The 24,629-nt window shown below is 67.4% G+C and carries 17 protein-coding genes; 11 read left to right on the forward strand and 6 right to left on the reverse strand.

What is annotated here, in order from left to right:
- Window positions 1-3: 3 nt before the first annotated feature.
- Window positions 4-1,290: a type VII secretion protein EccE gene (gene eccE, locus ABZ953_RS12270; RefSeq protein ID WP_361720920.1), complete on the reverse strand. Its 1,287-nt coding sequence runs from the start codon at window positions 1,288-1,290 to the stop codon at window positions 4-6.
- 289 nt (window positions 1,291-1,579) lie between these two features.
- Between eccE and eccB the strand changes: the two genes are divergently transcribed.
- Window positions 1,580-3,112, forward strand: a complete 1,533-nt coding sequence (eccB, locus tag ABZ953_RS12275) for a type VII secretion protein EccB (RefSeq protein ID WP_361720923.1) — start codon at window positions 1,580-1,582, stop codon at window positions 3,110-3,112.
- Between the two features lie 18 nt (window positions 3,113-3,130).
- A complete protein-coding gene (gene mycP, locus ABZ953_RS12280; protein WP_361720926.1) occupies window positions 3,131-4,375 on the forward strand; it encodes a type VII secretion-associated serine protease mycosin in 1,245 nt (414 codons plus the stop codon).
- Between the two features lie 22 nt (window positions 4,376-4,397).
- On the opposite strand, the gene ABZ953_RS12285 is transcribed toward mycP, so the two are convergent.
- Genes ABZ953_RS12285 through ABZ953_RS12295 form a run of 3 tightly spaced genes read right to left on the reverse strand, consistent with a single transcriptional unit; the run spans window position 4,398 to window position 7,837 of the window.
- Window positions 4,398-5,024, reverse strand: coding sequence for a hypothetical protein (locus ABZ953_RS12285; protein ID WP_361720929.1), 627 nt, complete (start codon window positions 5,022-5,024; stop codon window positions 4,398-4,400).
- 12 nt (window positions 5,025-5,036) lie between these two features.
- A complete protein-coding gene (locus tag ABZ953_RS12290; RefSeq protein ID WP_361720932.1) occupies window positions 5,037-7,328 on the reverse strand; it encodes a DUF6571 family protein in 2,292 nt (763 codons plus the stop codon).
- A complete protein-coding gene (locus ABZ953_RS12295; RefSeq protein WP_361720935.1) occupies window positions 7,328-7,837 on the reverse strand; it encodes a hypothetical protein in 510 nt (169 codons plus the stop codon). Before ABZ953_RS12295 ends, ABZ953_RS12290 begins: the two co-directional genes overlap by 1 nt.
- Before the next feature lie 338 nt (window positions 7,838-8,175).
- Here ABZ953_RS12295 and ABZ953_RS12300 point away from each other — a divergent pair, with 338 nt between their 5' ends.
- The 4 genes from ABZ953_RS12300 to ABZ953_RS12315 all read left to right on the forward strand — a co-directional run bounded on the left by ABZ953_RS12300 (window position 8,176) and on the right by ABZ953_RS12315 (window position 12,230).
- Window positions 8,176-8,649 carry a hypothetical protein gene (locus ABZ953_RS12300; RefSeq protein ID WP_361720938.1) on the forward strand — a complete coding sequence of 158 codons (474 nt, stop codon included), beginning with the start codon at window positions 8,176-8,178 and terminating at the stop codon, window positions 8,647-8,649.
- 1,672 nt (window positions 8,650-10,321) lie between these two features.
- A complete protein-coding gene (locus ABZ953_RS12305; protein ID WP_361720941.1) occupies window positions 10,322-11,458 on the forward strand; it encodes a S8 family serine peptidase in 1,137 nt (378 codons plus the stop codon).
- A 73-nt stretch (window positions 11,459-11,531) separates the two neighbouring features.
- The gene (locus ABZ953_RS12310) at window positions 11,532-11,870 is read left to right on the forward strand and encodes a WXG100 family type VII secretion target (RefSeq protein WP_361720944.1); all 339 of its coding nucleotides are present in this window, start codon (window positions 11,532-11,534) and stop codon (window positions 11,868-11,870) included.
- Between the two features lie 57 nt (window positions 11,871-11,927).
- On the forward strand, window positions 11,928-12,230 hold the full coding sequence (locus ABZ953_RS12315; protein WP_361720947.1) for a WXG100 family type VII secretion target: 303 nt from the start codon (window positions 11,928-11,930) through the stop codon (window positions 12,228-12,230).
- A gap of 115 nt (window positions 12,231-12,345) precedes the next feature.
- Here the strand turns inward: ABZ953_RS12315 and ABZ953_RS12320 are convergent, their stop codons facing one another.
- Both ABZ953_RS12320 and eccCa read right to left on the reverse strand, forming a co-directional pair.
- Complete coding sequence (locus tag ABZ953_RS12320; protein ID WP_361720950.1) at window positions 12,346-12,651, reverse strand: DUF397 domain-containing protein; 306 nt, start codon at window positions 12,649-12,651, stop codon at window positions 12,346-12,348.
- Window positions 12,652-12,770: 119 nt separating this feature from the next.
- Window positions 12,771-16,745: a type VII secretion protein EccCa gene (gene eccCa, locus ABZ953_RS12325; RefSeq protein WP_361720953.1), complete on the reverse strand. Its 3,975-nt coding sequence runs from the start codon at window positions 16,743-16,745 to the stop codon at window positions 12,771-12,773.
- Between the two features lie 357 nt (window positions 16,746-17,102).
- On the opposite strand from eccCa, the gene eccD reads away from it, so the two are divergent.
- The 5 genes from eccD to ABZ953_RS12350 all read left to right on the forward strand — a co-directional run bounded on the left by eccD (window position 17,103) and on the right by ABZ953_RS12350 (window position 24,625).
- The gene (gene eccD, locus ABZ953_RS12330; RefSeq protein WP_361720956.1) at window positions 17,103-18,629 is read left to right on the forward strand and encodes a type VII secretion integral membrane protein EccD; all 1,527 of its coding nucleotides are present in this window, start codon (window positions 17,103-17,105) and stop codon (window positions 18,627-18,629) included.
- A 49-nt stretch (window positions 18,630-18,678) separates the two neighbouring features.
- Window positions 18,679-20,163 (forward strand): PQQ-binding-like beta-propeller repeat protein, encoded by a 1,485-nt coding sequence (locus ABZ953_RS12335; RefSeq protein ID WP_361720959.1) that lies wholly within the window; start codon window positions 18,679-18,681, stop codon window positions 20,161-20,163.
- 218 nt (window positions 20,164-20,381) lie between these two features.
- Window positions 20,382-20,669, forward strand: a complete 288-nt coding sequence (rpsO, locus tag ABZ953_RS12340; RefSeq protein WP_361720962.1) for a 30S ribosomal protein S15 — start codon at window positions 20,382-20,384, stop codon at window positions 20,667-20,669.
- Window positions 20,670-21,032: 363 nt separating this feature from the next.
- A complete protein-coding gene (locus ABZ953_RS12345) occupies window positions 21,033-23,249 on the forward strand; it encodes a polyribonucleotide nucleotidyltransferase (protein WP_361720965.1) in 2,217 nt (738 codons plus the stop codon).
- A complete protein-coding gene (locus tag ABZ953_RS12350) occupies window positions 23,246-24,625 on the forward strand; it encodes a pitrilysin family protein (protein WP_361720968.1) in 1,380 nt (459 codons plus the stop codon). Before ABZ953_RS12345 ends, ABZ953_RS12350 begins: the two co-directional genes overlap by 4 nt.
- The last annotated feature ends 4 nt before the right edge of the window (window positions 24,626-24,629 follow it).

A 24,629-nucleotide genomic window follows, 5' to 3' on the forward strand; every position in this document is an offset into this window, starting at 1 on the left:
CCATCAGCGAGCACCCCCGAGCGGCAGCGTGGCGAGCATCCCCGGCAGCTGTTCACGATCCAGGCGCACCAGCCCCGTTCCGGCCTGCCGGGCAGCCTGCTCCAAAGAGCGCCTAGCGGTGACGAGTTCGGCATCGCCGCGCCCGGTCACCCGTAGGTGACCGCGCAGAGCGATCTCCTGCCGCGCGCCGTGTCCGAGGGTGAGACTGAAGGTTGTGGTCAGCGCCGGAACTGCGGTGAGCAGGGCCACGAGCTGCGGCAGCGCGGGCCCTCCGGAGCCCCCCAATTGCGGCCAGCGCTTCACCCAGTACGTGGTATGGCGCCGGTTGTCACAGCGCCACGTGCGCGGGGATTCCTCTGTTCTGCGCTCCGGAGCCTCGGTCCGGTTGGCCTGGGCCGTCACCAAGGGATTGGCGCAGGCAGAGGTGGCGATGGCGGAGGCCACCTCTTCCTCGTTCAGGACGGTCACGTGGAATCCGGCCCCCTTCATGCGGCTCGCCAGTTGGTCGGCGGCGCGCACCACGCATTTCTGAGCCCCGGCCAGACCTCCCCCGCGCGCTGCCACGGCCTCGGGGCACAGCTCGGGATCGAGCTTGAGGGCGACCCAGGTGATCCGTACGGCGGGCGCACCCGTGAGGGCCTGCAACGGGGCGTAGTTGCTGACGGCCAGGGATTGTTGGGGCAGGTTCAGGGCGGGGGCGGGCTGAGTGTGCAGCACGATCTGAGCGGATGCGAGCCGGATGCCGTCCACATCGAGGGCGTCCCGCACCAGGCTCACCGGCAGCGGCTGCCTGCTGCGCTCGGGCCGCAGCGCCGTCACGTCCGACTCCACCTGAAGCACCGCGGTGACGAACGTCCCGTCGCCGACCATTCCGACCTGACGACGGTCCCGGCCGCTGTATGCGTATGTACGCAGGGCAGGATCGCACTCGACCGCCGGGGCGAAAGCAGGGTCTGTCCCCGGTGGTATCGCTCTCTCCGCGACGCCGCGTTGTCGGGACCGCAACGCCCGTGCAGTACGCAGCCATTCATGCAAGGGCCGACCGCGGCGCCGGGCGACGGCGAACAGCACCAACACCGCGGCGACAACGGATGCCGTGGCGAGCGCCAGTGGCCCGATGATCCAGGCCACGACGAGCAGAGCGGCGGCGACCTGCAGCAGCACGAGACGTAGCAGGCGGAATGACCCCAACTGGCGTGATGGCGACCGTAAATGGAGTGAAGGGTCCCCGGGTGTGCTTGACGTCCCTGGCGAGGTGCTCCCTGACGGCGTCTGCGTCTGCGTCCGCATCCTGGTCGCGGACTCCGTGCGTTGTCCCGTACGTCCCCCCGTACGGGACAACGCACGTCTGTCCGTCCGCCTGCGCGACGTAGAAGCCAAGAGACCAACCCCCGCAATTCTCCCGAACCACCCTTGTGGGCAAGGCGCTTGAGGCCCAATAACCTCACCCAGCCCGCACGTGCGATTACTCAACAGGCATAGTAGGGCCCGGCCCGACAGCGGAGTACGGGGGCGTGGCCCGCCACCGCACGGGGGAGCAGCAGCCACTCAGGTCGCTCACGGGGAGAACCGGACACGCATGGCATCACGGCGGGACGAACTCAACGCGTACATCTTCGCGAAGCGCCGCACGCTGGCCGCATTCATCCAGCCCTCACCCTCGGGCTCGGAGGAGGGAGCGCCTCGCCCGCTGCGTGCGGTGGTGCCCGGCCTCATCGTCGCGGTGATCGTCCTGGCCGTCTTCGGCGCGTGGGGAATGTTCCGGCCGGCGGCCAAACCGGGTTGGGACGATCCCAAGAAACACGTAATCATCGCGAGCGACTCGACGACCCGCTACGTCGTCCTGGAGACCCACGGCAAGCCCCAACTGCACCCGGTCCTCAACATGGCCTCGGCGAAGCTCCTCCTCGACTCCGACAAGGGCGAGGTCATCAACGTCGACGAGTCCGTGCTCGACAAGGGCAAGATCCCGCACGGCGCCACCATCGGCATTCCGTACGCCCCCGACCGGCTGCCCTCGGCGTCGGAAGCCGGCTCCGCCAAGCGCTGGGCGGTCTGTGAACGCCCGGTCGAGGGCGGCAGCAGCATGCAGAAGGCGGCGTTCGTTCTCGGGGACCGGGACCGGAGCAGGACCGAGGGCCGTGAACGCCTGCGGGGCGGCCAGCTGTTGTACGTCGTGGGTCCGGACAGGACACGCTACGTGGTCGACGCCCGCGGCAGGGCGTACCGGATCTCGGAGAAGGAGGAGCGCGGTCTCCTCCTGCGCGTCCTCGTGGGGTCCGGTCGCGAACCGCAGAAGGTCTCCAAACAGTGGCTCGACACCCTGCGCCAGAGAGACGGGATCGCCTTTCCCGAGATCGATGGCACCCCGGGCACCGACGCCAAGGTGCCGGGCCTGCAGGACGATGCGGCGGACAAGGTCGGCATGATTCTCAAAGCGACCGACGGCGAAGGCCCCCAGCACTACGTGGTCCTGCAGGGGCGGATCGCCCCGATCTCCGACTTCACCGCGAAACTGCTCCTCAGCAGCCCCGACCTGGTCGGCCTCGGACAGAACGGCCGGGCCCGGCAATTGAGCGCCGCGGCCTTCAGCCCCGAGACGGAGGAGTTCGGGGCGGGCAACAACTGGCCGCGTGAGGCGCCGAGGGCCGCCAACGAAGCATCCACCACGCACGGCAGCCGCAACACCGTCTGCAACGTCCTGCGCGACGTCGACGCCGACGACGGCACGACCACCCTCAGCACCTGGGTCGGCACCGACTTCCCGGCCACGCTCCCCACCGGTTCGTCCAGTGCGTACGTCACGCCGGGCTCGGGCCAGCTCTACCGCCAGTTCCTCGGCTCCGAGACCAAGGCCGGAGGCATCTTCCTGGTCACCGACACTGGCCTGCGCTACGCCATGCAGTCCAACAGCGACAGCGCGACCGACGATGCGGGCATCGGCACCTCCGCGAAGCAGCGCGAGCAGCAACAGCAGGAGGCGCAACAAGCGCAGACGCGTCTCGGTTACGGGGAGAAGGACGTGACACCGGTCCCTGCGGCCTGGTCGAAGTTCCTGCCCACAGGCCCACGCCTGTCGACGGCCGCGGCACGCCAGCCGCAGGGCTCCTGAGGCATGGGGGCCGCTGAGATGACGAACGCATCCGTCGTACGTTCCCGTGGCGCGAGGAGGGCTGCCGGGGCGGTCACGGCCGCGCTGGCCCTCGCCGTGGCGACGCCGACGCCGGCCGGCGCCGACCCGTCGTCACCGACCGGCCAGTGCACGTTCCCGTCCAAGAAGTACGAGGGACGTCCCTGGTCCCTGCAACGCGTACTCCTGGACGAACTGTGGCGCCAGTCAAGGGGCAAGGGGGTGCGCGTAGCGGTGATCGACACCGGCGTGGACACAAAGAACCCGCAGTTGAAGGCCGCGGTGGACGCGTCCCGTGGCCGCAACTTTCTCCCCGCCAAGAACGGGAAGGGCGAGAAGGTCGACCGGGGCAAGGCGAACGGCACGACGGACCGAGTCGGTCACGGCACCCGCGTGGCAGGCATCATCGCGGCACGCCCCGCCAAAGGCACGGGTTTCGTGGGCCTCGCCCCGGACGCGACGATCATCCCGATCACGCAGAACGACGCGGAGGGCAACGGCACCGCGGCAACGCTCGCCAAAGCCATCGACCACGCGGTCGACGCCGACGCGGACGTCATCAACATCTCCCAGGACACGGCCAACGCGGCGGAGCCCGCGCCGGAACTGAAGCGGGCGGTGGACAGGGCGCTCGACCGGCGACGGGTGGTCGTCGCCTCAGCGGGCAACGACGGCCTGGGCGGCAACATCAAGAAGACCTACCCCGCGTCCTACAAGGGCGTGCTCGCGGTTGCCGCCTCGGACCGCAACAACGAACGGGCCGCCTTCTCCCAGTCGGGCGACTTCGTCGACGTGGCGGCCCCGGGAGTCGACATGATCTCCACGGTCCCGGGGGGCGGTCACTGCGCCGACAGCGGCACGAGCTTCGCGGCCCCATACGTCGCGGGCCTGGCGGCCCTCATCAAGTCCAAGCACCGCACCTGGACTCCCCGTCAGATCACGGCCCAGATCCAACAGACAGCAGAACGCTCGGTGGCCGGCCACGACCGCCTGGTCGGCTGGGGCATCGCAGACCCGACCCGCGCCCTGACGGAGGACGAACGCCCTCTCGAATCTCCGACTCCCCGAGAAGGAGTAACCCGCGCCGATGCCCCAACACCCGCGAAACTCCACCTGGGTGAGACCACAGAGGAGCGAACAGCCCGCCTGGCCACGTACGCCGTGGTGGGGGCGTTGGTTGCGGTGGCGGGGCTCGGTGGGGTGGGGGTGGCTGTACGGGATGCGCGGCGACGTCGACGGGTCTGAATTATCTTCTCCGCCAAGAATCCTAGATTCTCGATGGCAGCGTGCATTTGGATGACTTGTGTGCGTAATTAGCGGCGCTGAGCGTCAAACTGATCAGGTCCTCCCTCAGCTTGGCATCGCTGACATCACCGCGCTCCTTCAGGTCTACGACGACGCTGAGGTTGTAGCCGCCCCCGGGGATCTCTCCTTTTGGCACACAGGGGATGAATACCGCCGCCTTTTCGGGTGATGCAAGTCCTCGGATGCCTGCTGCGAAGCCTGTCACCCGGCGCCCCCCGCTCGATACGTCCTTGAAGACCTCCTCCTCCCAAGTGTTGGGGGGCTCGGCGACCATCATGCGCGCCCTGGCGCTGAGGAGAATGTCTCGGTCGGCGCGGACGAAGCAGCTGTTCGAGTAAGTATCAGTGGCTTCTACCGGCCGGGCTTCCTCGGGGTCTTCATCGAAGGAGTACTCGGATCGGTTCGGGAGTGCTCGGTTCAATGCCGTGATCGCCCGATCCGTCTTGAGTGAACTACAGGAATCGGCCGCTTTTACGGTGGCTCGATCTTCTGAAGTCGAGATGCCCGATAGGTACACGATGCCTACCGCCAGGCTGGCTGCGACCGTCAGAGCGATAGGGGCGCGGTATGTTTTAGGAATGCTGATCACTTAATGTAGCCCTTATCCGAGTTCCCTTGGGAGGCCTTGTCCTTCGATGTAGTCTTTAATGTTCACATGTGCGTTATTAAATCCCTGCTCGGCGGCGGACGCGGCAGATCTCACGATGTGAGGTGAAGGATTGTGTGACCTCTTTCCAGCCTCTCTGGCGGACTCTTCGATCAGGGCATATGTGGAGTTACGAGTGTCATTCAGCTCTTTGCCGTTTCGGTAGAGCACGTCTTCAGCGTTGTCCTTCAATGATCCATCCACCAGGCCACCGATGATTTGGTCTGCTGCAGTTCCGGTGACACCTCCGACGATGACCCCACCTGGTCCGATGAGCGGTGCTGTGCCGAGGCCAATCCCGATGCCTACGGCCGTACCCCCCCAGGTGCCCACTGTATCGATGACCTTGTTGTAATCACTGTCCTTAGTTCCCTGTTCCAATTCGATTTCGTAAGCTCGCCCCGCACCCAGGGTGCCCTCGATTTCGCCTCCGGCGCGTGCGACATCTTCAATTGTTTTCTTCAAGTTTTCGGCGCGCGTGAAATCCGGATCATTGATGTATGCATCCGGATTCTTGAAGTGATATTCCATCATAGAGGCAGTGTAGCCGTGCTGCCCCAGATTCACGGCCGTGTAACCTTCGGGGTTCCTTCCGACGGTGTACAGGAACTGTGTGATGTCGGATTCCTGCAGCTTCGCCGCGGAGCCGGCGACAGGGAACAGCTCTTTCTCTCCTACGGAGCCGGGGTGAAGCCCGCGATGAATGTCAGGCATGTACTCTGCGGCAATCTGTCCCATGCTGTCTGACATATAGCCGTTGTCGGTCAGGCGGCTCGGCTTCTCGGACACCGAGGAGAAGAGACTCTCCACGAGCTTGGCTTGCTCTGCATTGTGGGCTGGAGTATCTGGAGTCGGCATTTCTCCTGCGGGGTGCCCTGTAGCGGCTGCTTCGAGAGCAAGAGCAAAATTGTTGCGCCCCGTGTCACTGCTCTCCCCCTTGCTGTCCGTGTCTGCAGGCCAGTCCCGTTCTTCGAAGAGATACTGGAAATTAGACAGGGTTGCAGGCTTCTTTTCCCCGTCCACCTCACGCTTGAAAGGGTTCCCCTCGTCGTCCTTGGAGATGAACTCGGCGTTGAAGAAGGACGTAGCGGCGTCGGGGCTGTTCGACAGGCCCTTCATGTAGCCGGCCATCGGGTCCCACCCGGTATCGCTCCCCGTACGGTTCAGATGCAGGTCCGTCCCACTGCGCCGCCACGCTCCGCCTTCACCGTTCCCCGTCATCCTCTTCTCGGTCGCCATCAGCCGAGAGCCGTAGTGGGTCAAGAACTGGTCGTCGTAGTTACCCCAACGCATCAGGTTACTCATGACTTGGAATCCCATGGGCCCGTTGCTCCCGACGGGCTTGTTACCCAGGTCCACAACTTTGCTCGTCCACTCGGTCATACCGAGCGAATCGCTCTGGGTAGCGGTGGCCAATGTGAGACTGAGGTTCTTCTGAAGGTCGTCGAACTTTCCGTGCCTCGCGTAGTTCAACTCAGGATTTGCATCCGGGTCGTTGATGTCGGCCCAGAACTCCAACGTCCCCTTCGCGCCCAGCTTGGTGGCGAACTGCTCCGCGAACAGTGCGTCGTCCGCATACTCCTTGAGGCCGAAGTTAAGTCGGTCGAACTCCGCGACGGTCAGGTCGGACGGATCCTTCTTCGCCAGCTTGGAGAGCCTCTCGGCCTCCTCCATGGCCACCACCGCAGTGTCTCTGCTCTTGTACTTGGCGTCGGCGAATCCGAACCTGCTGAGGTCCGCGATCGCCTTGAGCGACTTACCCGCGGAGGTGTCGCTGTTGGTAGCCTGCTCCAAAACCTTCTGAATGTCATCGCGAAGAGTGTCGACCGCAGCCTGGTCATGTTCTGGTACCGATTTGCCCTTGGCGGCGCTATCAGGGTGAATGTTCATGACGACAGTGAAGCTGCTGCCGCTCGACGATACCGTCAAGTTCTTCTTCGCGCCGTCCGAAAGGAGACCGAGGAGCTGTTCCTGGTACTTCTGCAACTCGCCCAGAGTGTCCCGCAGAATCCTGGTGATACTTTGGGCCTGCGTGTGCGCGTCCGTGAACTCTCCCGCCGTCTTGCCAATGAACTCCTTTGAGACGGTAGCGTTGTACCCAGTCCAGTCGGCCTTCTTGGCCGCACCCGTCAGCCCTTTCTCAGCCGCTTCCTTGAGCCGGTCGAGCTTGTCGACCATCTTCAACCAGTCACTGACGGCCTCTTCGAGCAGCTTGAATTCCGCGAAGCGGAGCGCATCGAGATCCATCAGTTGTCCTTATTCTTCGGCGGGCCGTAGATGGGATTGTCTTTGCCGTGCTTGGCGACCTGCTCGTCGAAGCCGGTGTCGAGGGTGTCGATGCTGCTCATCTGGCGTCGGATGTAATGCTCGTCGTTGGCATGCAACTTCTTGGTGACCTGCATGTGGTTGGCGATGTGAGCGCAGGCGTCCCGCAGGGACTTGAGCTGTTCGTCCCAGCGCGTCGACACGTGCTGGAGTGCGGAGCCCAGAGCGAAGCCTTGCCCAGTGAGATCAGCCGCTGCCTTGTCACTGCCGGAAAGTGCGCCCCGGCCCTCCTTCCACAGGCGGTCGTACAGCTTGAAGGCGTGATCACCGATCTTCGCCAGATCGTTCTGGGCGACGCGGAGATCGCCGTAGGAGGCAGGGTCCGGTGTGGTGCTGCCCCCCATGCCCGGCTCGGCTTGGTTCAGCTGCATGTGCGCCGACTGCCGCTCCGCCGCCTGAGACTTCAGCTGCTCCCATTCGTCCCATGCCATGCGCGAGCCCCTTCCCCCGTGCGCTCGATGTGTCTCTCCCGGTTGGGAGCGTGCCATGTCAACGTAGCAACGCCACTGCGCGCAGCCGGTGTTGATCGAACTGAAGCTCGACCTTGATGGCCGACGGCCACCTTCGTCCGCACCCAGTTGTGGTGGGTGGAGGCTTTTGGGGGGCTGCGGTCCGGAGTGACGTGGCTTGATCCCAACCGCCGCACTGTGTAACCCAGTTGGATGTCACACACAGTGTGACTAGAGTGACACATGCACGATAAGTGACCACCAGCCACACCGCGATCACGAGAGGGTCGGGCAGGCGGGTAACGGGGAGGGAAGGCCCAGTGCTTTCTGCGGACGTGCACGGGGGTGCCACGGGGGCGTCAGGCGCCGATGTCAAGCGCGGGCTGGAAGCGTTGAAGACGTTCCGGCAGCGCATCAACACGCTTCTCACAGAGTTCGAGGGCTCAGCCGGCGGTGCGTCGAAGGTCGGCGCGCAGAAGGTCTCCCGCGCATCCTTCAGCGGCGCGGGCAGCTCCTTTCCCGAGGCGGACGGGCTGTACTCGCAGTACGACCAGGTCCACGAGCGGCTGACCTCGCTCTCCAAGATGCTGGGCGACCAGATCGACGCCATGGGGATCGCCGTGCACGGCGCCGACGTGGGCTTCGACAACCTTGAAGAGGACCTGCGGCAGCGCTTCTGGGCGATCCAGACGAGGGTCGGGCGTGAGGAGATGCCGGACGGGCGCGAGCGAAGCGGCAAGCCCGACGCACAGGGCGGCCACGGCAGCGACAAGTCCGATGCAGGGTGGTCCTGATGGGCTTCGAAGGACACCGCCTCAACGACATGATCGACTTGGTCGAGCAGGCCGATCCGGCGGACATGGAGAGCGCGGGGGAGGCGTTGCAGGGCGCGCGGAACGCGATTGCTGCGGCTGCCCGGGAGCTTGGTGGGCACATCGACAGGGTCGACTGGGAGGGCGAGGCGGGGCAGGCGTTTCGTAAGTGGGGCAAGAGTCTGGTCAATGACACCCATAAGCTCTCGGACTTCGCTGCTGCCGCCAGCACCCATATGGCCTCGGCCGGTGCGGGGCTGTCGTCCGTGCGCGCCTCCATGCCGCCCCGGGACACCCGCACCGATCCGAAAGCGGTGGAGGACATCCCCTCTCCGAAGCGGGTCGAGGGGAACGAGGAGTACGGCGCCGCCGTCAGGGCGGAGAAGCACCGTCAAGAAGCGATCAACCAGATGAACAGGTTGGCTTCGTTCTACCAGGTCTCACACGAAGGGATGGCGAGCCAAGAGCCGCCTACGTTTTCGGCGATGCCCGACGTCGGTCTCCCTCCTCCTGCGCGCTTTGCTCCTGAGGCCGGAGAAGGCGGACAGCGGTCCTCCGCCGTATTCACGGGGAACGCTCAGGCGCCCGACTCCGTTCAGAGTCCGGACGACGAGAGGCCTGCTCCGGGCGACAGGAAGGCTTCGGGCGACACGGGCTCGTCGAACGTGCCCTCGGTGGCGCGCAATGAGGCGCCTCTCCCCGTTTCCACTCCGGATCGTCCTGTGGGTACGGAGATCAACAGTGTCGGTACGCTGCCTCCGCAGGATGTGAGTCCGGGGCCCGGACCTCAGCCTGCGACATCCGGCCCCACGCGCAGTGATGGAGTCCCGCCACTGAACGCAGGCCGCTTCAACCCGGTGACCAATGGCCCCACGACCCGCACGCCCGGCCCTGGCGGGGACGCGAAGCGGCCGGTGCCGGCGCAGGGACGAACGGGTACGAGCGGCCCCAAGGGGGTGCACGAGGCCCCTGGGCGCGGCCCTTCTGCGCCGCCCGGACGCACCGGACCGACTGCTCAGGGACGAAGTATCAGTAATCCGGCGGGGCCCGGCCAGCCGCAGGGGCGCAGCGTCACCGGCGGCACCCCGCGACCGCTCGGTGCCCCTGGGCGCCCCTCCGGCTTGCCGCACAGCACGGGAGCGGGGCAGACCCGCGGGGTGGTGGGAGGCAGGCCTGTCCAAAGTCCGGTGTCCGGCTCGAGTGGAGCCAGGGTGCCGCGCGGAGTTGTGGGGCCGGCGCTCCAGGACACCGTCGGTGGGGGGCAGCCTTCACGGCAAGGCACCGGGAACGCCGGCGGTGTGATCGGAAAGGCGAAGGCTCGTGACTCCGCGACACCGGGACGCACCAAAGGCTTCTCCACCGGTGGCGCCGGTCTCGTACGCAGCCCTTCGGGCGGTCGGCGGGCTCCCGCTCGGAAAGAGGACAACGAAGGGCAGCGGCCCGACTATTCGGTCGAGGACGAAGAGACGCATCTGCCTGTCGGGCAGCGGCACGTACCGCCAGTGATCGACTAGTCGTGAGTGAGGGCGTGCGGTACATGGAGTCGGGGTACAGCCGATGCGGGGCTTGGCGGAGAGCCGTCACTGTGGGCTCTGCCGTGGGAGCTCTGGCCCTCTTGTCGGTGGGGCTGGCTCCCGCTGCCGTCGGCGCTGATGTGCAGTCCAAGCAGTGGTACTTGGACGCGATGAGCGCCGAGAGACTGTGGAAGATCAGCACTGGTGAAGGTGTCAAGGTCGCCGTCATCGATTCAGGCGTAAGGGCTACTCCTTCTTTGAAGGGGAATGTGCTGCCCGGCAAAGACGTGACAGGTGCGCCGGGTGGGGCTGAAGACGACTACTCAGGGCATGGCACGACCATGGCTGAGCTCATCGCGGGTTCCGGGCAAGGCGGGGGACTGAAGGGTTTGGCCCCGGACGCCGAGATCATCCCTGTCCGCACCACGACGGGAAAGGAACTGGGCAAAGAGACGGGTGACAGCCCCGCTGCCATCAGAGCCGCAGCCGACAGCGACGCACGGATCATCAATATGTCCTTCGGCAGTGACTTCATGTCCCAGGCCGAGAAGGCTGCGGTGAAGTACGCGTCATCCAAGGGAAAGTTGCTGTTCGCCGGCGTTGGCAATGATGCGAAGACCAAGAACTTCGTTGGGTACCCCGCTGCCTACCCACAGGTCGTGGGGGTGTCTGCCGCTGATCGATCCGGCAAAGTCGCCAAATTCTCCGAGTTCGGAGAGTACGTCGACCTCGCCGCCCCCGGCCTCGACATCCCCCGCTGGTGCGACGACACCTTCCGCTCCTACTGCGACGAAGGTGGCGGCGGCACCAGTGCCGCCACCGCCATCGCCTCCGCCTCCGCCGCCCTCGTCTGGTCCAAGCACCCCGACTGGACCGCCAACCAGGTCCTCCGCGTCCTCATCGATACCGCGGGCCGCGACTGGCCGAAGGACGAGCCCAGTGATTACCTCGGCTATGGGCTGATCCGGCCCGCGCGCAATGTCGTGAAGGGCGAAGGAAAGCCCGGTCCCGCGGACGTCGATCCCATCACTAACAAGAAGACCGCCGGTGCCGGTTCCGATGGCGGCGGCTCGACGCCCGGCGCCTCCGCGCCTGCCGGGACGCCTTCCCAGCCCGGTAAGGGGGCGGCCTCGGACGGCAAGGAGACTGCCGTCGCCGAGCGCGCTTCGGGCGACGACGGCAGCAACCTGTTGTGGCCGGTCCTGGGTGGCCTCGCCGCAGTCGTGGTGATCGGCGGCGGCGCAACCGCGGCCGTGCGCGCTCGACGCCGCGCCTGAATTGTGTACGGCACGACCACTCGCCACATTCACCCGATCCATCCCAACGACAGTTGACGAAGGGAGCCCAGCCGTGGCTGACGGCCAGAAGTTGAACAGCGAGCAAGTGGCGCTTCTGAAGAAAGAGATCGTGGGCAAGTACGACTCGGTCCAGAAGCAGCTCAAGCGCCTCCAGGGCACGCTCGACATGATGGAAGGCAACTGGCGGGGCATCGGAGCACATGCCTTCGACAGGAAGCAGACCGAGATCAACGAGCACATGAGGGCGGTCGGGGTCATCCTGGTGGACTTCCTGGAAGGCATCAGCGGCAACGAGAAGCTCACGGACGGGCTCGAGGATCAGGTGCGGTCGACCATGGACGGAATCGACGTCCAGTACGGCGCCCAGCACTCGGCGATCAACAGCTACTGAACCACTGAGGTCTTCGGGGGACTGGATTCCCCGCAACTACTGAGAGACGGGGCAGGCATGGCAAACGTGCACTTGGATGAACTCGCCGTCAAATACGGTGGCCTTGACGCCATCACGACCGAACTCGGCATTCAGGCCAAGCAGCTTGAGGCCGACCTCGCGGACATCAAGCGGGCCGTCGCCAAGGTGGCTGAGGGCTGGGAGGGCGAGGCCCACACGGCGTACGTCGCCAAGCAGAAGGAATGGGACAAGCACGTCGAGGCGATCCATCGCGCACTCGTCGACATCGGGCAGAAGGTCGGCCAGGCCGGCGGTGACTACCGGGGCGGCGACCTGAAGGGTGCCAGCTACTTCCAGTGAGCTGGGCCAATGCATGGTGGACAGACGGAACGGGGTGGCCGCGCGCGGGAGGCGTCCACCCCGTTCCTCGTGAGGTCGACCCCTTCTCTTTGTAGGGCGGCGTCGAGCCCGGCCGTCAGTCGGCCGCCGTGACTCCGCCATTGCGAACCGAGGGCTCCAGGTCGAACTCCCCGTCCCGGGCACCGAGGACGAACGCCGTCCATTCGGCCTTCGTGTACCGCAGCACCGTCTCCGGATCCAGCGAAGACCGCATGGCAACGGCGCCCTCGGGCAGGTCCGCGATCTCCACCCGCTCCTCGTGCTCCTCTGTGCCCGGCGCGCCGTGCCATTGGGCACCGGAGATGTCGAGGGCGTAGAGCTCCTCCTTCTCGCGCTCCTTACGAGCCTTTTCCTGCGCCTCGGTGTCGGGTGCGTCGGTCATGGCGGAGGGTCCCTTCACAACGTACGAAAGAGCTGTGGACCCACCCTACTTGCGGGCTCCGACGCTGTTCAGGGGTTGGGAAGGATCGTGGGATGCCACTCCGCCCTCAGGCGCGACCATCAGGACTCCTCGGCCACCAACCCCGTCTGCACCATCGGTTTGCCCCGCTTCCGCGACACGAAGATGCCCCGCCCTACCGGCATGGGCCGTGGCCGCACTCCGCCCAGGATGTCGCCCTCGTCCGGGTCACCGGCCAGGACCACTCCCTGTGCCCCGAGCTCCTTGATCCGTTGCAAGAACGGTTCGTAGGACGCCCGCCCCGCACCGGCCGTCGACCGGGCGATGATGAAGCGCACGCCCACGTCACGGGCGAACGGCAGCAGTTCGGTGAGACCACCCAGCGGGTTGCCGCTCGACGTGGACACCAGGTCGTAGTCGTCGACGATCACATACACCGTCGGGCCCTGCCACCAGCTGCGCTCCCGGAGCTGACGAGTGGTGACGTCGGCCGGCGGTGTGCGCCGCTGGATCAGGTCGGCCAGGGCCGCCATGTGATGGTCCATGGCATTGGACATAGGGATGTACTCGGCCAGATGGGAGGCCGGGGCTGCGTCGAGCAGGGCGCGGCGGTTGTCGACCACGAAGAGTTTGCAGGCGTCACCGCTGTAGCGCTCAGTCAGCCGCCTGATGAGCAGCCTCAGCAGGTTGGACTTGCCGGACTCGCTTTCCCCGAAGACGAGGAAGAACGGGTCCTGCTCGAAGTCCACGAAAACCGGCTCGAGGTTGTTCTCGTCGAGGGCGAAGGAGACGCCCCGGTCCGGGAAGGTGTTGCCCGGAGGCAGCTCGCCCGCCGGCAGCTCGCGTGGCAGCAGCCGGACCGCGGGCGCCCCCGGTGCCGTCCAATGCCGGGTGACCTCCGTGGCCAGGGCGGCCGTGGCATCGGCGAGGTCCGTGTCCGAGGACAGTCCGTCGATACGCGGGACGGCCGCCATGAAGTGCTGCTTCTGCGGCGTCTGACCGCGACCGGGTACGCCGGTGGGAACGTTGGCGGCGACCTTCCGGTCGAACTCGGAGTCCATCGTGTCGCCGAGTCGCAGCTCAAGACGGTTCATGAGGTGGTCCTTGAGGTTCGCGCGGACCTCCATGGACCGTGACGCCGTGAGGATCAGGTGGATGCCGTAGCCGAGGCCCCGCGCGGCGATGTCGAGGACGGCCGGTTCCAGTGCCTCGTACTCGGTACGGAAGTTGCCCCACCCGTCGATGATCAGGAAGACGTCACCCCACGGTTGGTCGGTCACCGAGATCTCGCCCCGGGCCCTGCGCGCGCGGAAGTCGGCGATGGACGCGATACCCGTGGTGCGGAAGTACTCCTCGCGACGGGACAGAACGCCGTACACCTCGGCGACCGTGCGTCGCACCCGCTCAGGGTCGAGGCGCGAGGCGACGCCGCCCACCTGGGGGAGCCCGGCGACGGACGCCATCCCTCCGCCGCCGAAATCGAGTCCGTACAACTGCACTTCGTACGGGGTGTGGGTGAGGGAGAAGGCGGCCATCAGCGAGCGCAACAGGGTCGATTTCCCGGACTGGGGTCCGCCGACGATCTGCATGTGACCGGCCGCCCCGGAGAAGTCGCACCACAGGGTGTCGCGCCGCTGTTCGTACGGCTTGTCGACCAGTCCGAGCGGTACGACGAGACGTCCCGCCCCTTCGTACCCGGGCTGGGTGAGTCCGCGCCCCTCCACCGCCGTGAGCCCCGTGAGCAGCGAGTCCAGCGGCGGCGGGCTGTCCAGCGGCGGCAGCCACACCTGATGGGCGCCAGGCCCCTGCGCCTCCAGACGTCGCACGATCACGTCGAGGACGGTGTCGGCGAGAGCGTCGTCCGTCTCCGGGCCCGCTGCGGCACGCGGCTCGGGCACTGTCGCGGCCGCGTATCGCACGGGCACCTCGGCCGCGGTGAACAGCACCGGACGGCGGTCCACGGGGAGCGGCCCGCCCGGAGAGGTGGCCTGCCCCGCTTCCGACCGGTACACCCCGGAGACGTACGCCGCCTTGAAGCGCACCATTTCGTCCGTGCCGAACTTCAGGTATCCGGAGCCGGGCACGTTCGGCAGCTGATACGCGTCCGGCACTCCGAGAGCGGCGCGCGACTCGGCAGCGGAGAAGGTGCGGAGCCCGACGCGGTACGAGAGGTACGTCTCCAGGCCGCGCAGCCGACCCTCCTCCAGGCGCTGCGAGGCGAGCAGCAGATGCACGCCGAGTGAGCGTCCGATGCGGCCGATCTGCACGAACATATCGATGAAATCCGGCTTCGCGGTGAGCAGCTCGCTGAACTCGTCGATGACCAGCACCAAGGACGGGATCGGCTGGAGCGCGGCGCCCGCCGCACGTGCCTTTTCGTAGTCGTGGATGTTCGCGTAGTTGCCCGCGTCCCGCAGCAGTTCCTGGCGGCGGTTGAGCTCGCCCCGGATGGAGTCGCCCATGCGGTCGACGAGCGTGAGGTCGTCCGCCAGGTTGGTGATGACCGCGGCGACGTGCGGCATCTGCGCCATGCCGGCGAAGGTCGCACCGCCCTTGAAGTCCGCGAGGACGAAGTTCAGGCTGGCCGAGGAGTGCGTCACGGCGAGGCCGAGTACCAGCGTGCGCAGCAGCTCCGACTTGCCGGAACCCGTGGCTCCTACGCACAGCCCGTGCGGACCCATGCCTTCCTGGGCGGCCTCCTTGAGGTCCAGCATCACAGGACGGCCGTCCTCACCGACGCCGATGGGAACGCGCAGCCGTTCCGCGAGCGAGCGCGCGCGCCACGTCCGCCTCGTGTCGACCGAGTCGGCGTCACCGAGGTTGAGCAGATCCGTGAACTCCAACTTGGCGAGCAGCGGTTCGTCGTCATCGCCTCCGGACGGCACGCGCAGCGGCGCGAGTTGCCGGGCCAGTGCCTCGGCCCCCTCGTACGAGAGGACATCCGGTGTGCCCTCGTACACCAAACCGTGGTCCGACTCGATTCGCAGGTCACCCGGCCGCACCGCGAGCGACAAGCCGCCACGTCCATGCGCCAGTTCGCCCGGTACGACCTCCACGACCGTCACCCCCTGCAGCCCCTCCGACGACGCGAGCGCCGCCGTAGGGGTGAGCGACAGGCCGTCGAGCACGACAACAAGGTGCGGCTCGTCGGGCAGAGGGGATCCCTCGGGATGGAAGCGTGGCCGTCCCTGGAGCCGGGCGGCGAGCATGGCCTCCAGTTCCATCGGATCACCGGTGATGAGCCGACGGCTGCCCGCTCCGTCGGCGGCCCCGGGCGTCTGGCTGTGCGGCAGCCACTTGGCCCATTCCCAGGCCGGTGCGGCAGCCCGGCCCGCTCCGACGGCGATCACCAGGTCCTGGGGTGAGTGCAGCGCGGCGAGGGAGGCGGTGAGCGCACGCGCCGTGCCCCGCGCCGTCTCGGGGTCCCCGCTGACCGTCACGTGGTAGAAGGCGCGCAGCGAGATGGCCATGGGGAGGTCTTCAAGCGTGCTGTGCGTGGCGAGGAAGCGCTGCATCGCGCCTGCGGTGAGCGGTTCCAATTCGTCCACCGGGGCGGTCTGCGGCGGCACCAGAGGAGTGGCGAGCGACTGTGGCCCCAGACCGATGCGCACCTGCCCGAAGTCGCCGTCGCCCGCGCGGCGCTCCCAGACGCGACTGCCTTCGGCGACGAGGGCCCACAACTGCTCAGGGGAGGGGTGGAGGTAGTACTGCGCGTCGCGCTGCGCCCGAGCTGTGTCGACGGCAGCGCGCCGGGTCTGCTTCAGATAGCCGAGGTAGTCGCGCCGCAAATCCGCCAACTGCCCCTGGTTTCCGCGGCGGTAGCGGATCAGCATGGCCACGGACATGGCCACTGTCGATGCGACCATCACCATGCCCATGACCTTCATGAACGGGTGCGCACTCGGCATGAAGAAGAACACCACCGAGCCGCCCATGCCGAGCATGGGCAGCAGCTGCATCATCGCGCCCTCCTGCTGCCCGCGCGGCAGCTCGGGCGGGGGCTGCAGCACGACCTCGTCGCCCGGGACCGCGGGGGGCAGCATGCGAGGCGGGCGCTTCACGATGATGTGGCTCACTGAGCACCAATTCCCCTGTAGGAGTGGGCGTTCCGTTCGCCGCCCGGTGGCCGGGCGATGCGATCGCCGTGTGATCCTACTGATACCGGTAGTCACCACCCGGGGATAGGGTGCCGGATGTGCACAGGAGTGGCGGTGGTTCCGGACAGCCGCCTCAAGGGGGCAACAGGGCCCGGAGGGCGGGTACTTCGGGTAGGCGGCGGGTGCGCCGACCAAGAATCAGCCAGGTGGGCCGGTTGTCCCGCGCCGCACCACGCAATGCGACACAGTCGGTGAACACGACACGGGCGCCGCATCAGTAAACAGAGGTACCGGAGCCGGCAGCGACCGGCGTCGGCAGTGAAGGGGGAGCAGCAGGTGAGCACGACGGCCTCCACGATGGCCACCGGACTTGGGCGTCCCGGCAGCGGAAACGCCCCTGAAAGCCCATCCGGACACGGCTCCGGAGCCGGCACCGGTACGAGCTTCGGCTTCTGTCGGATCACCATCGTCGCGCCCGACAGCCGCATCGACGTGGCGCTGCCGGACGACGTCCCTGTCGCCGACATCTACCCCGAGATCCTGCGGCTCTCCCGGCAGAGCCCGGCCGAGGGCGCACCGGTCGGCTACCACCTCGTGCGACGCGACGGCACCGTCCTCGAAAGCGCCCGCACTTTCGCAGCCCAGCGCATCCTCGACGGCGAACTCCTCACGCTGCGCCCCTTCTCCGAATCGCTGCCACCCGCCGTCTTCGACGATGTCTCCGAGGTCGTCGCGTCGGCGGTGACCCGCGACCGCGTGCTGTGGACCGACGACCTGACGCGGGGCGCGGGACTCATCGGCGGGACCGTGCTGTCGGCCCTCCTCGCCTACGTGGCCTGGGCCGCCGCTCCACGCCACGACATGCACGGACTGCCGGGCATCCTCGCTGCCGTCGCGGGCATCCTGCTGCTCACCCTCGCCGCTGTCCGCGCGCGGGTGTACGACGATCGGTCCTCGGCCCTCGCTCTCGGTCTCGGCGCGCTGCCGAACGTGGCGGTGGCGGGTTCAGGACTGCTCCCGGCGGCCGACGGACAGGGAGTGGGCAGGCTTCAGCTACTGCTGGCCTGCGCCGCCGTCCTGACGGCGTCCGTGATCCTCGGCATGCTCTCACCGCGCGGCGACGGCCCGTTCGTCGCCTTCGTCTTCGCCTCCGCGGTGGGCCTGTTCGCCACGTTCCTGGCGGCGCTGTGGCAGCTGGAACCCGTGGAGACCGCCGCCCTCTGCTCCCCGTTCGCCGTGGGGGCGCTCGCCTTTCTGCCCGGACTGTCCATGCGGTTCGCCCGCTTGCCCATCGGCTTCGAACCTCCGCACGGCACGCGGGGCAGCTACGGGGCGGACACCGCCCCGCAGGAGCCCGTCGACGCCGAGCGCATCGCGGCCCAGGCCCGCCGTGGTCAGGAACTCCTCGTCGGGCTCGTCGGCGGCTGCGCGGTCGTGGTGATCGGCTCCACCGCGGTGCTGGCCCTGTCCGACGACACGTGGGGACAGGCCCTGGCCCTGGCCACGGGTGTCGCGATGCTGCTGCGCGCGCACCTGTTCCGCTACACCGCTCAGGTCGCCGCCGCGCTGGCCGCCGGCCTGGTGGCTCTGGTCCTGCTCGGCATCGGCCTCTGCCTCGACCTGCCCGCCGCCGCGGCCGGTGACAGCGCGGCGCTCGATGTGCGGACGGTCTGGCTGGTCGCGGCGATCGCGGTGACGGCGGCCCTGGTCACCGGAATCGGCCTCGTCGCCTCACGTACCGGGGTGGCTCCGTTCTGGGGCCGCTTCCTGGAAATCGCCGAGACCTTCGTTCTGTTGACCCTGGTCCCGCTGACCCTCGCGGTCTTCGACGTGTACGCCAAGGCCAGGGCCATGACCAGCTGACGAGCCGGTCCATATCCCCTTCCCCGCCCCGCAGAGAGGTCCCGTCAGCGTGAGCTTCGGCCCGCCCCCGTCCCGTTTCACCCAGTCCGTGGTCGCGGCGGCCGAAGGCAGGAAGAGACGTACGTCGCTTGTCGTCGGCGTGCTCCTGGCTCTGGTCGCGGCCCTGTGCTCCGGTGCCTGGGCCCTCTGGGGGAGCGGCGGCGAAGCATCGGATGCGGCACCGGCCTCTGCCCGGCCGTCCCCGGATGCGATCCGCGAGACGGTCGAGAGGACCCCCGGGACCCCTGAGGGCGGCACCGTCGCCGAATACACGCTCAAGACGCTCAAGGAGGGTGAGGAAGCCCCGGCGCCCGGCTTGTGGGCGACGGACAAGATCGTCGCGAAGGGGACGGCCAACGTCATCAGAGGTATCAGCGTCAAGGATGCCGAAGAAGAGTGGAAGATCAAGTTCCGCGGGCCCCTCTGCGCTGTGACCCGGCACGTCAGCGTGGATGGCAGGACCGCCGTCATCTACTCCGGGCAGGGCCCGGCGAAGGCTGACAAGAAGGGCGGCACGGGACGGGACAGCGCGGCAGCGCCCTGCGACCGCGTAGCTGTGTTCGACGTGGACACCGGCAGGAAGCTCTGGGACAAGAAGCTGCCCGGTGAGAGCGCTGCGGCCATGAGCGTCAACATCACGATGACGCAGGGCACCGTGCTCACCGCTACGGGACAGGTCTCGGTGGGGTACGACATGACCACTGGCAAACGCCTCTGGTCCGATACGAGACCCTCGGACTGCGTCGACGTCGGATTCGCCGGAGGCCGCGGCCTGCTCGCCCTGGTCCAGTGCGGGGACAGCACCGACCCCGAGTTCCGGATACAGCGGATCGCCCCGCGCTCGGGCAAGTCCTTGTGGACGTACAAGGTCGCCCCGGGGATCCAGGGTGTCAGGATCGCTTCCTCGAAGCCGCCCGTTATCGCGGTCGCGGCCGGGGATATACAAGTCACCACCCTGATCGCTCTCACCGACCGGGGTAAGCAGCGGAGCACGATCCGTCTGGAGGACGACCGATACGTCCACGGCTGCGACGGGACCTTCAGCTCCCAGGTGGAGCTCTGTACTGGAGTGGTCGTCGGGGATCGGCAGCTCTACATGGCGACAAAACCGCGTGATTTCTCTCCCGAGACCTCACGGGGCCTGCCGTCCAATGAGGTCGTGGCCTTCGACTTGAGCACCGGCAACGGCGTGCGCAAATTCGCCGCCAAGCCGGGGCGGCCCATGTTTCCCCTGCGGATGAGCGGCGACAAGGTCATCGCCTACCGGGAAGCGGCGAATGCGCCCTCCGCGGCCGTCAGCCTCGACCCGAAGTCGGGCAAGGAGGCCCTCCTGCTGCTGTTCGGCAACCCCGAGATGTCGGAGATGACCGCCTTGGATCCTCCGGACGTGGTGTACGAGCGCGGGAGGATCTTCCTGGCGGCCACCCGCGTCGAGCGGCCGAAGGGCGACGGCCCGCATCAGCTGGTGATGAGAGGATTCGAGAGCAGCGGCTGACCGCGGCTCCGAGGCCGGCACGCCGACTGGTAACCTGTGTAACGACCGTCAGTCTGCTTACCCCCGGATTCCGCAAGGGCCCGGGTCGGAAACGCAGGGATCCAGGCCCCTAGGGGCCCGTCCCGACGGCTCATCCCCGCCTCCCGAGTCCCGTAAGCCCCCCTGAGATGTAGACCAGGGGCACTCGGAGGCACACGAAGACATCACGAGGAGTACGCGTGTCGCTCGACGCCGCTACGAAGAAGCAGATCATGACCGAGTTCGGCCAGAAGGAGGGCGACACCGGCTCCCCCGAGGTCCAGGTCGCCATGCTCTCGCGCCGTATCTCGGACCTGACCGAGCACCTCAAGACCCACAAGCACGACCACCACTCGCGTCGTGGTCTGCTGATCCTGGTCGGTCAGCGCCGCCGTCTGCTGCAGTACCTGGCCAAGAAGGACATCAAGCGTTTCCGTACGCTGGTGGACCGGCTCGGCATCCGTCGCGGTGCGGCGGGCGCGAAGTAAGACGTCGTGAAGGGAGCGGTTCCCACTCGAAGGGGGCCGCTCCCTTTGCTGTACATGCGCGGTGTCACCGACGCTTTGTAGTCTGGTGACGTACGCACGTCCTCACGGGTTCGTAAGAGAGCCCCAGGGACATCAGGCACACCAAGCACCACCCCGATGAGGGAGAGGCGCACCTGGCCGCCGCCGGTCCTCGGTAGTGGCGCCCGGAACATCCCGGGTGCTTCGATCGAAGACCGGCCCGCACAGACGGCGCGCCTCTCCGCCCGGTCCCGGTCCACGCAGGACGCATGGACGTACGGGACACCGTCCCGGGCCACACGGGCCCAGGGGCGAGAAGACGAAACGTAGACACGTAGGAGAACAGTGGAGAACGAGACCCACTACGCCGAGGCCGTCATTGACAACGGCACGTTCGGCACCCGCACCATCCGCTTCGAGACGGGCCGCCTGGCCAAGCAGGCCGCCGGCTCCGCCGTCGCGTACCTGGACGACGACACCATGGTGCTGTCGGCCACCACCGCTTCCAAGCGGCCCAAGGACAACCTCGACTTCTTCCCCCTGACGGTGGACGTCGAGGAGCGGCAGTACGCCGCCGGCAAGATCCCCGGTTCGTTCTTCCGTCGTGAGGGCCGCCCCTCCGAGGACGCGATCCTGACCTGCCGCCTGATCGACCGCCCGCTGCGTCCTTCCTTCAAGAAGGGCCTGCGCAACGAGATCCAGATCGTCGAGACGATCATGGCGCTCAACCCCGACCACCTGTACGACGTGGTCGCGATCAACGCCGCCTCCTGCTCCACGCAGCTGGCCGGCCTGCCCTTCTCGGGCCCGATCGGCGGCACGCGCGTGGCGCTCATCAAGGGCCAGTGGGTCGCCTTCCCGACGCACACCGAGCTTGAGGACGCCGTCTTCGACATGGTCGTCGCCGGTCGCGTCCTCGAGGACGGCGACGTCGCGATCATGATGGTCGAGGCCGAGGCCACCGAGAAGACCATCCAGCTGGTGAAGGACGGCGCCGAGGCCCCGACCGAAGAGGTCGTCGCCGCCGGTCTGGAAGCCGCGAAGCCCTTCATCAAGGCCCTCTGCAAGGCCCAGTCGGACCTCGCCGCCAAGGCTGCCAAGCCCACCGGCGAGTTCCCGGTCTTCCTGGACTACCAGGACGACGTCCTGGAGGCCCTGACCAAGGCCGTGAAGTCGGAGCTCACCCAGGCGCTGACCATCGCGGCCAAGCAGGAGCGCGAGGCCGAGCTCGACCGCATCAAGGAGATCGCGGCCGAGAAGCTTCTCCCGGCCTTCGAGGGCCGCGAGAAGGAGATCTCCGGTGCCTACCGCGCGCTGACCAAGAAGCTGGTCCGCGAGCGCGTCATCAAGGACAAGGTCCGCATCGACGGCCGTGGCGTCACGGACATCCGTACGCTCGCCGCCGAGGTCGAGGCCATCCCGCGCGTGCACGGCTCGGCGCTGTTCGAGCGTGGCGAGACCCAGATCCTGGGCGTCACCACCCTCAACATGCTCCGCATGGAGCAGCAGCTCGACACCCTCTCCCCGGTGACGCGCAAGCGCTACATGCACAACTACAACTTCCCGCCGTACTCGGTCGGCGAGACCGGCCGCGTCGGTTCGCCGAAGCGCCGCGAGATCGGCCACGGCGCGCTCGCCGAGCGCGCGATCGTGCCGGTGCTCCCCTCGCGCGAGGACTTCCCGTACGCGATCCGTCAGGTCTCCGAGGCCCTCGGTTCCAACGGCTCGACGTCCATGGGCTCGGTCTGCGCCTCGACGATGTCGCTGCTCAACGCCGGTGTGCCGCTGAAGGCCGCCGTCGCCGGTATCGCCATGGGCCTGATCTCGCAGGAGATCGACGGCCAGACGCACTACGTGGCCCTCACCGACATCCTCGGTGCGGAGGACGCGTTCGGCGACATGGACTTCAAGGTCGCCGGTACGAAGCAGTTCGTGACCGCGCTCCAGCTCGACACCAAGCTCGACGGCATCCCCGCCTCGGTCCTGGCCGCCGCGCTGAAGCAGGCCCGTGACGCGCGTCTGCACATCCTCGACGTGATGAACGAGGCGATCGACGTTCCGGACGAGATGTCCCCGAACGCGCCGCGCATCATCACGGTCAAGATCCCGGTGGACAAGATCGGTGAGGTCATCGGCCCCAAGGGCAAGATGATCAACCAGATCCAGGAGGACACCGGCGCCGACATCACGATCGAGGACGACGGCACCATCTACATCGGTGCCCAGCAGGGCTCGCAGGCCGAGGCCGCGCGCGCCACGATCAACGGCATCGCCAACCCGACCATGCCGGAGGTCGGCGAGCGCTACCTGGGTACGGTCGTCAAGACCACCACCTTCGGCGCGTTCGTGTCCCTCATGCCGGGCAAGGACGGTCTGCTGCACATCTCGCAGATCCGTAAGCTCGCCGGCGGCAAGCGCGTGGAGAACGTCGAGGACGTCGTCGGCGTGGGCCAGAAGGTCCAGGTCGAGATCGCCGAGATCGACTCCCGCGGCAAGCTGTCCCTCATCCCCGTCATCGAGGGTGAAGAGGACGACGACAAGAAGGACGACACCGACAAGTGACGTCGCGTAGCACCACGACGACGGCCCGCACCTCTTCGGAGGCGCGGGCCGTCGCCCGTACCCAAACCCTCATCAAGGGCGAGCACGGCATCGGCACCGTCCGCAGGACGACCCTCCCCGGCGGCCTGCGCGTCGTCACGGAGACCCTGCCCTCCGTGCGCTCGGCGACCTTCGGAATCTGGGCCAACGTCGGCTCCCGCGACGAGACCCCGTCCCTGAACGGCGCCACGCACTACCTCGAACACCTCCTCTTCAAGGGCACCAAGAAGCGCAGCGCCCTCGACATCTCGGCCGCGCTCGACGCGGTCGGCGGCGAGATGAACGCCTTCACGGCGAAGGAGTACACGTGCTACTACGCGCGCGTGCTCGACACCGACCTGCCGCTGGCCATCGATGTCGTCTGCGACATGCTGACGGGCTCCCTGATCCTCCAGGAGGACGTCGACGCCGAGCGCGGCGTCATCCTCGAAGAGATCGCGATGACCGAGGACGACCCGGGCGACTGCGTGCACGACCTGTTCGCGCACACGATGCTCGGAGACACTCCCCTCGGCCGCCCGGTCCTCGGCACGGTCGACACGATCAACGCTCTCAACGCCGACCGCATCCGCCGCTTCTACAAGAAGCACTACGATCCGACCCACCTCGTGGTCGCGGCCGCGGGCAACGTGGACCACAACAAGGTCGTACGCCAGGTCCGTGCCGCCTTCGAGAAGGCCGGCGCGCTCCACCGCACCGACGCGACCCCGATGGTCCCGCGCCAGGGCTCCCGGGCCCTGCGCACGGCGGGCCGCGTCGAGGTCGTCAACCGCAAGACCGAGCAGGCCCACGTCATCCTCGGCATGCCGGGCCTGGCCCGCACCGACGAGCGCCGCTGGGCCCTCGGCGTCCTGAACACCGCCCTCGGCGGCGGCATGTCGTCCCGCCTCTTCCAGGAGGTCAGGGAGAAGCGCGGCCTGGCCTACAGCGTGTACTCGTACACGTCCGGCTTCGCCGACACCGGGCTCTTCGGGGTGTACGCGGGCTGCCGCCCGAGCCAGGTGCACGACGTCCTGAAGATCTGCCGCGACGAGCTCGACCAGGTCGCGCAGCACGGACTGAGCGACGACGAGATCGGCCGTGCCATCGGCCAGCTCGCCGGCTCCACCGTCCTCGGCCTCGAGGACACCGGCGCCCTGATGAACCGCATCGGCAAGAGCGAGCTCTGCTGGGGCGAGCACATGTCGGTCGACGACATGCTGGCCAGGATCTCCGCGGTCACCCCCGACGAGGTCCGCGAAGTGGCCCGCGACGTGCTCGGCCACCGCCCGTCCCTGTCGGCCATCGGCCCGCTCAAGGACAAGCAGGCGGCCCGCCTCCACGAAGCGGTCGCATAGCCGC

Source organism: Streptomyces sp. NPDC046465, assembly GCF_040646035.1.
Taxonomy (GTDB): domain Bacteria; phylum Actinomycetota; class Actinomycetes; order Streptomycetales; family Streptomycetaceae; genus Streptomyces.

Bases quoted from the DNA above. Each gene is read 5' to 3' on its own strand.
- eccE (WP_361720920.1), bottom strand. From the start codon at position 1,290: ATGCGGACGCAGACGCAGACGCCGTCAGGGAGCACCTCGCCAGGGACG.
- eccB (WP_361720923.1), top strand. From the start codon at position 1,580: ATGGCATCACGGCGGGACGAACTCAACGCGTACATCTTCGCGAAGCGC.
- mycP (WP_361720926.1), top strand. From the start codon at position 3,131: ATGACGAACGCATCCGTCGTACGTTCCCGTGGCGCGAGGAGGGCTGCC.
- ABZ953_RS12290 (WP_361720932.1), bottom strand. From the start codon at position 7,328: ATGGATCTCGATGCGCTCCGCTTCGCGGAATTCAAGCTGCTCGAAGAG.
- ABZ953_RS12295 (WP_361720935.1), bottom strand. From the start codon at position 7,837: ATGGCATGGGACGAATGGGAGCAGCTGAAGTCTCAGGCGGCGGAGCGG.
- ABZ953_RS12315 (WP_361720947.1), top strand. From the start codon at position 11,928: ATGGCAAACGTGCACTTGGATGAACTCGCCGTCAAATACGGTGGCCTT.
- ABZ953_RS12320 (WP_361720950.1), bottom strand. From the start codon at position 12,651: ATGACCGACGCACCCGACACCGAGGCGCAGGAAAAGGCTCGTAAGGAG.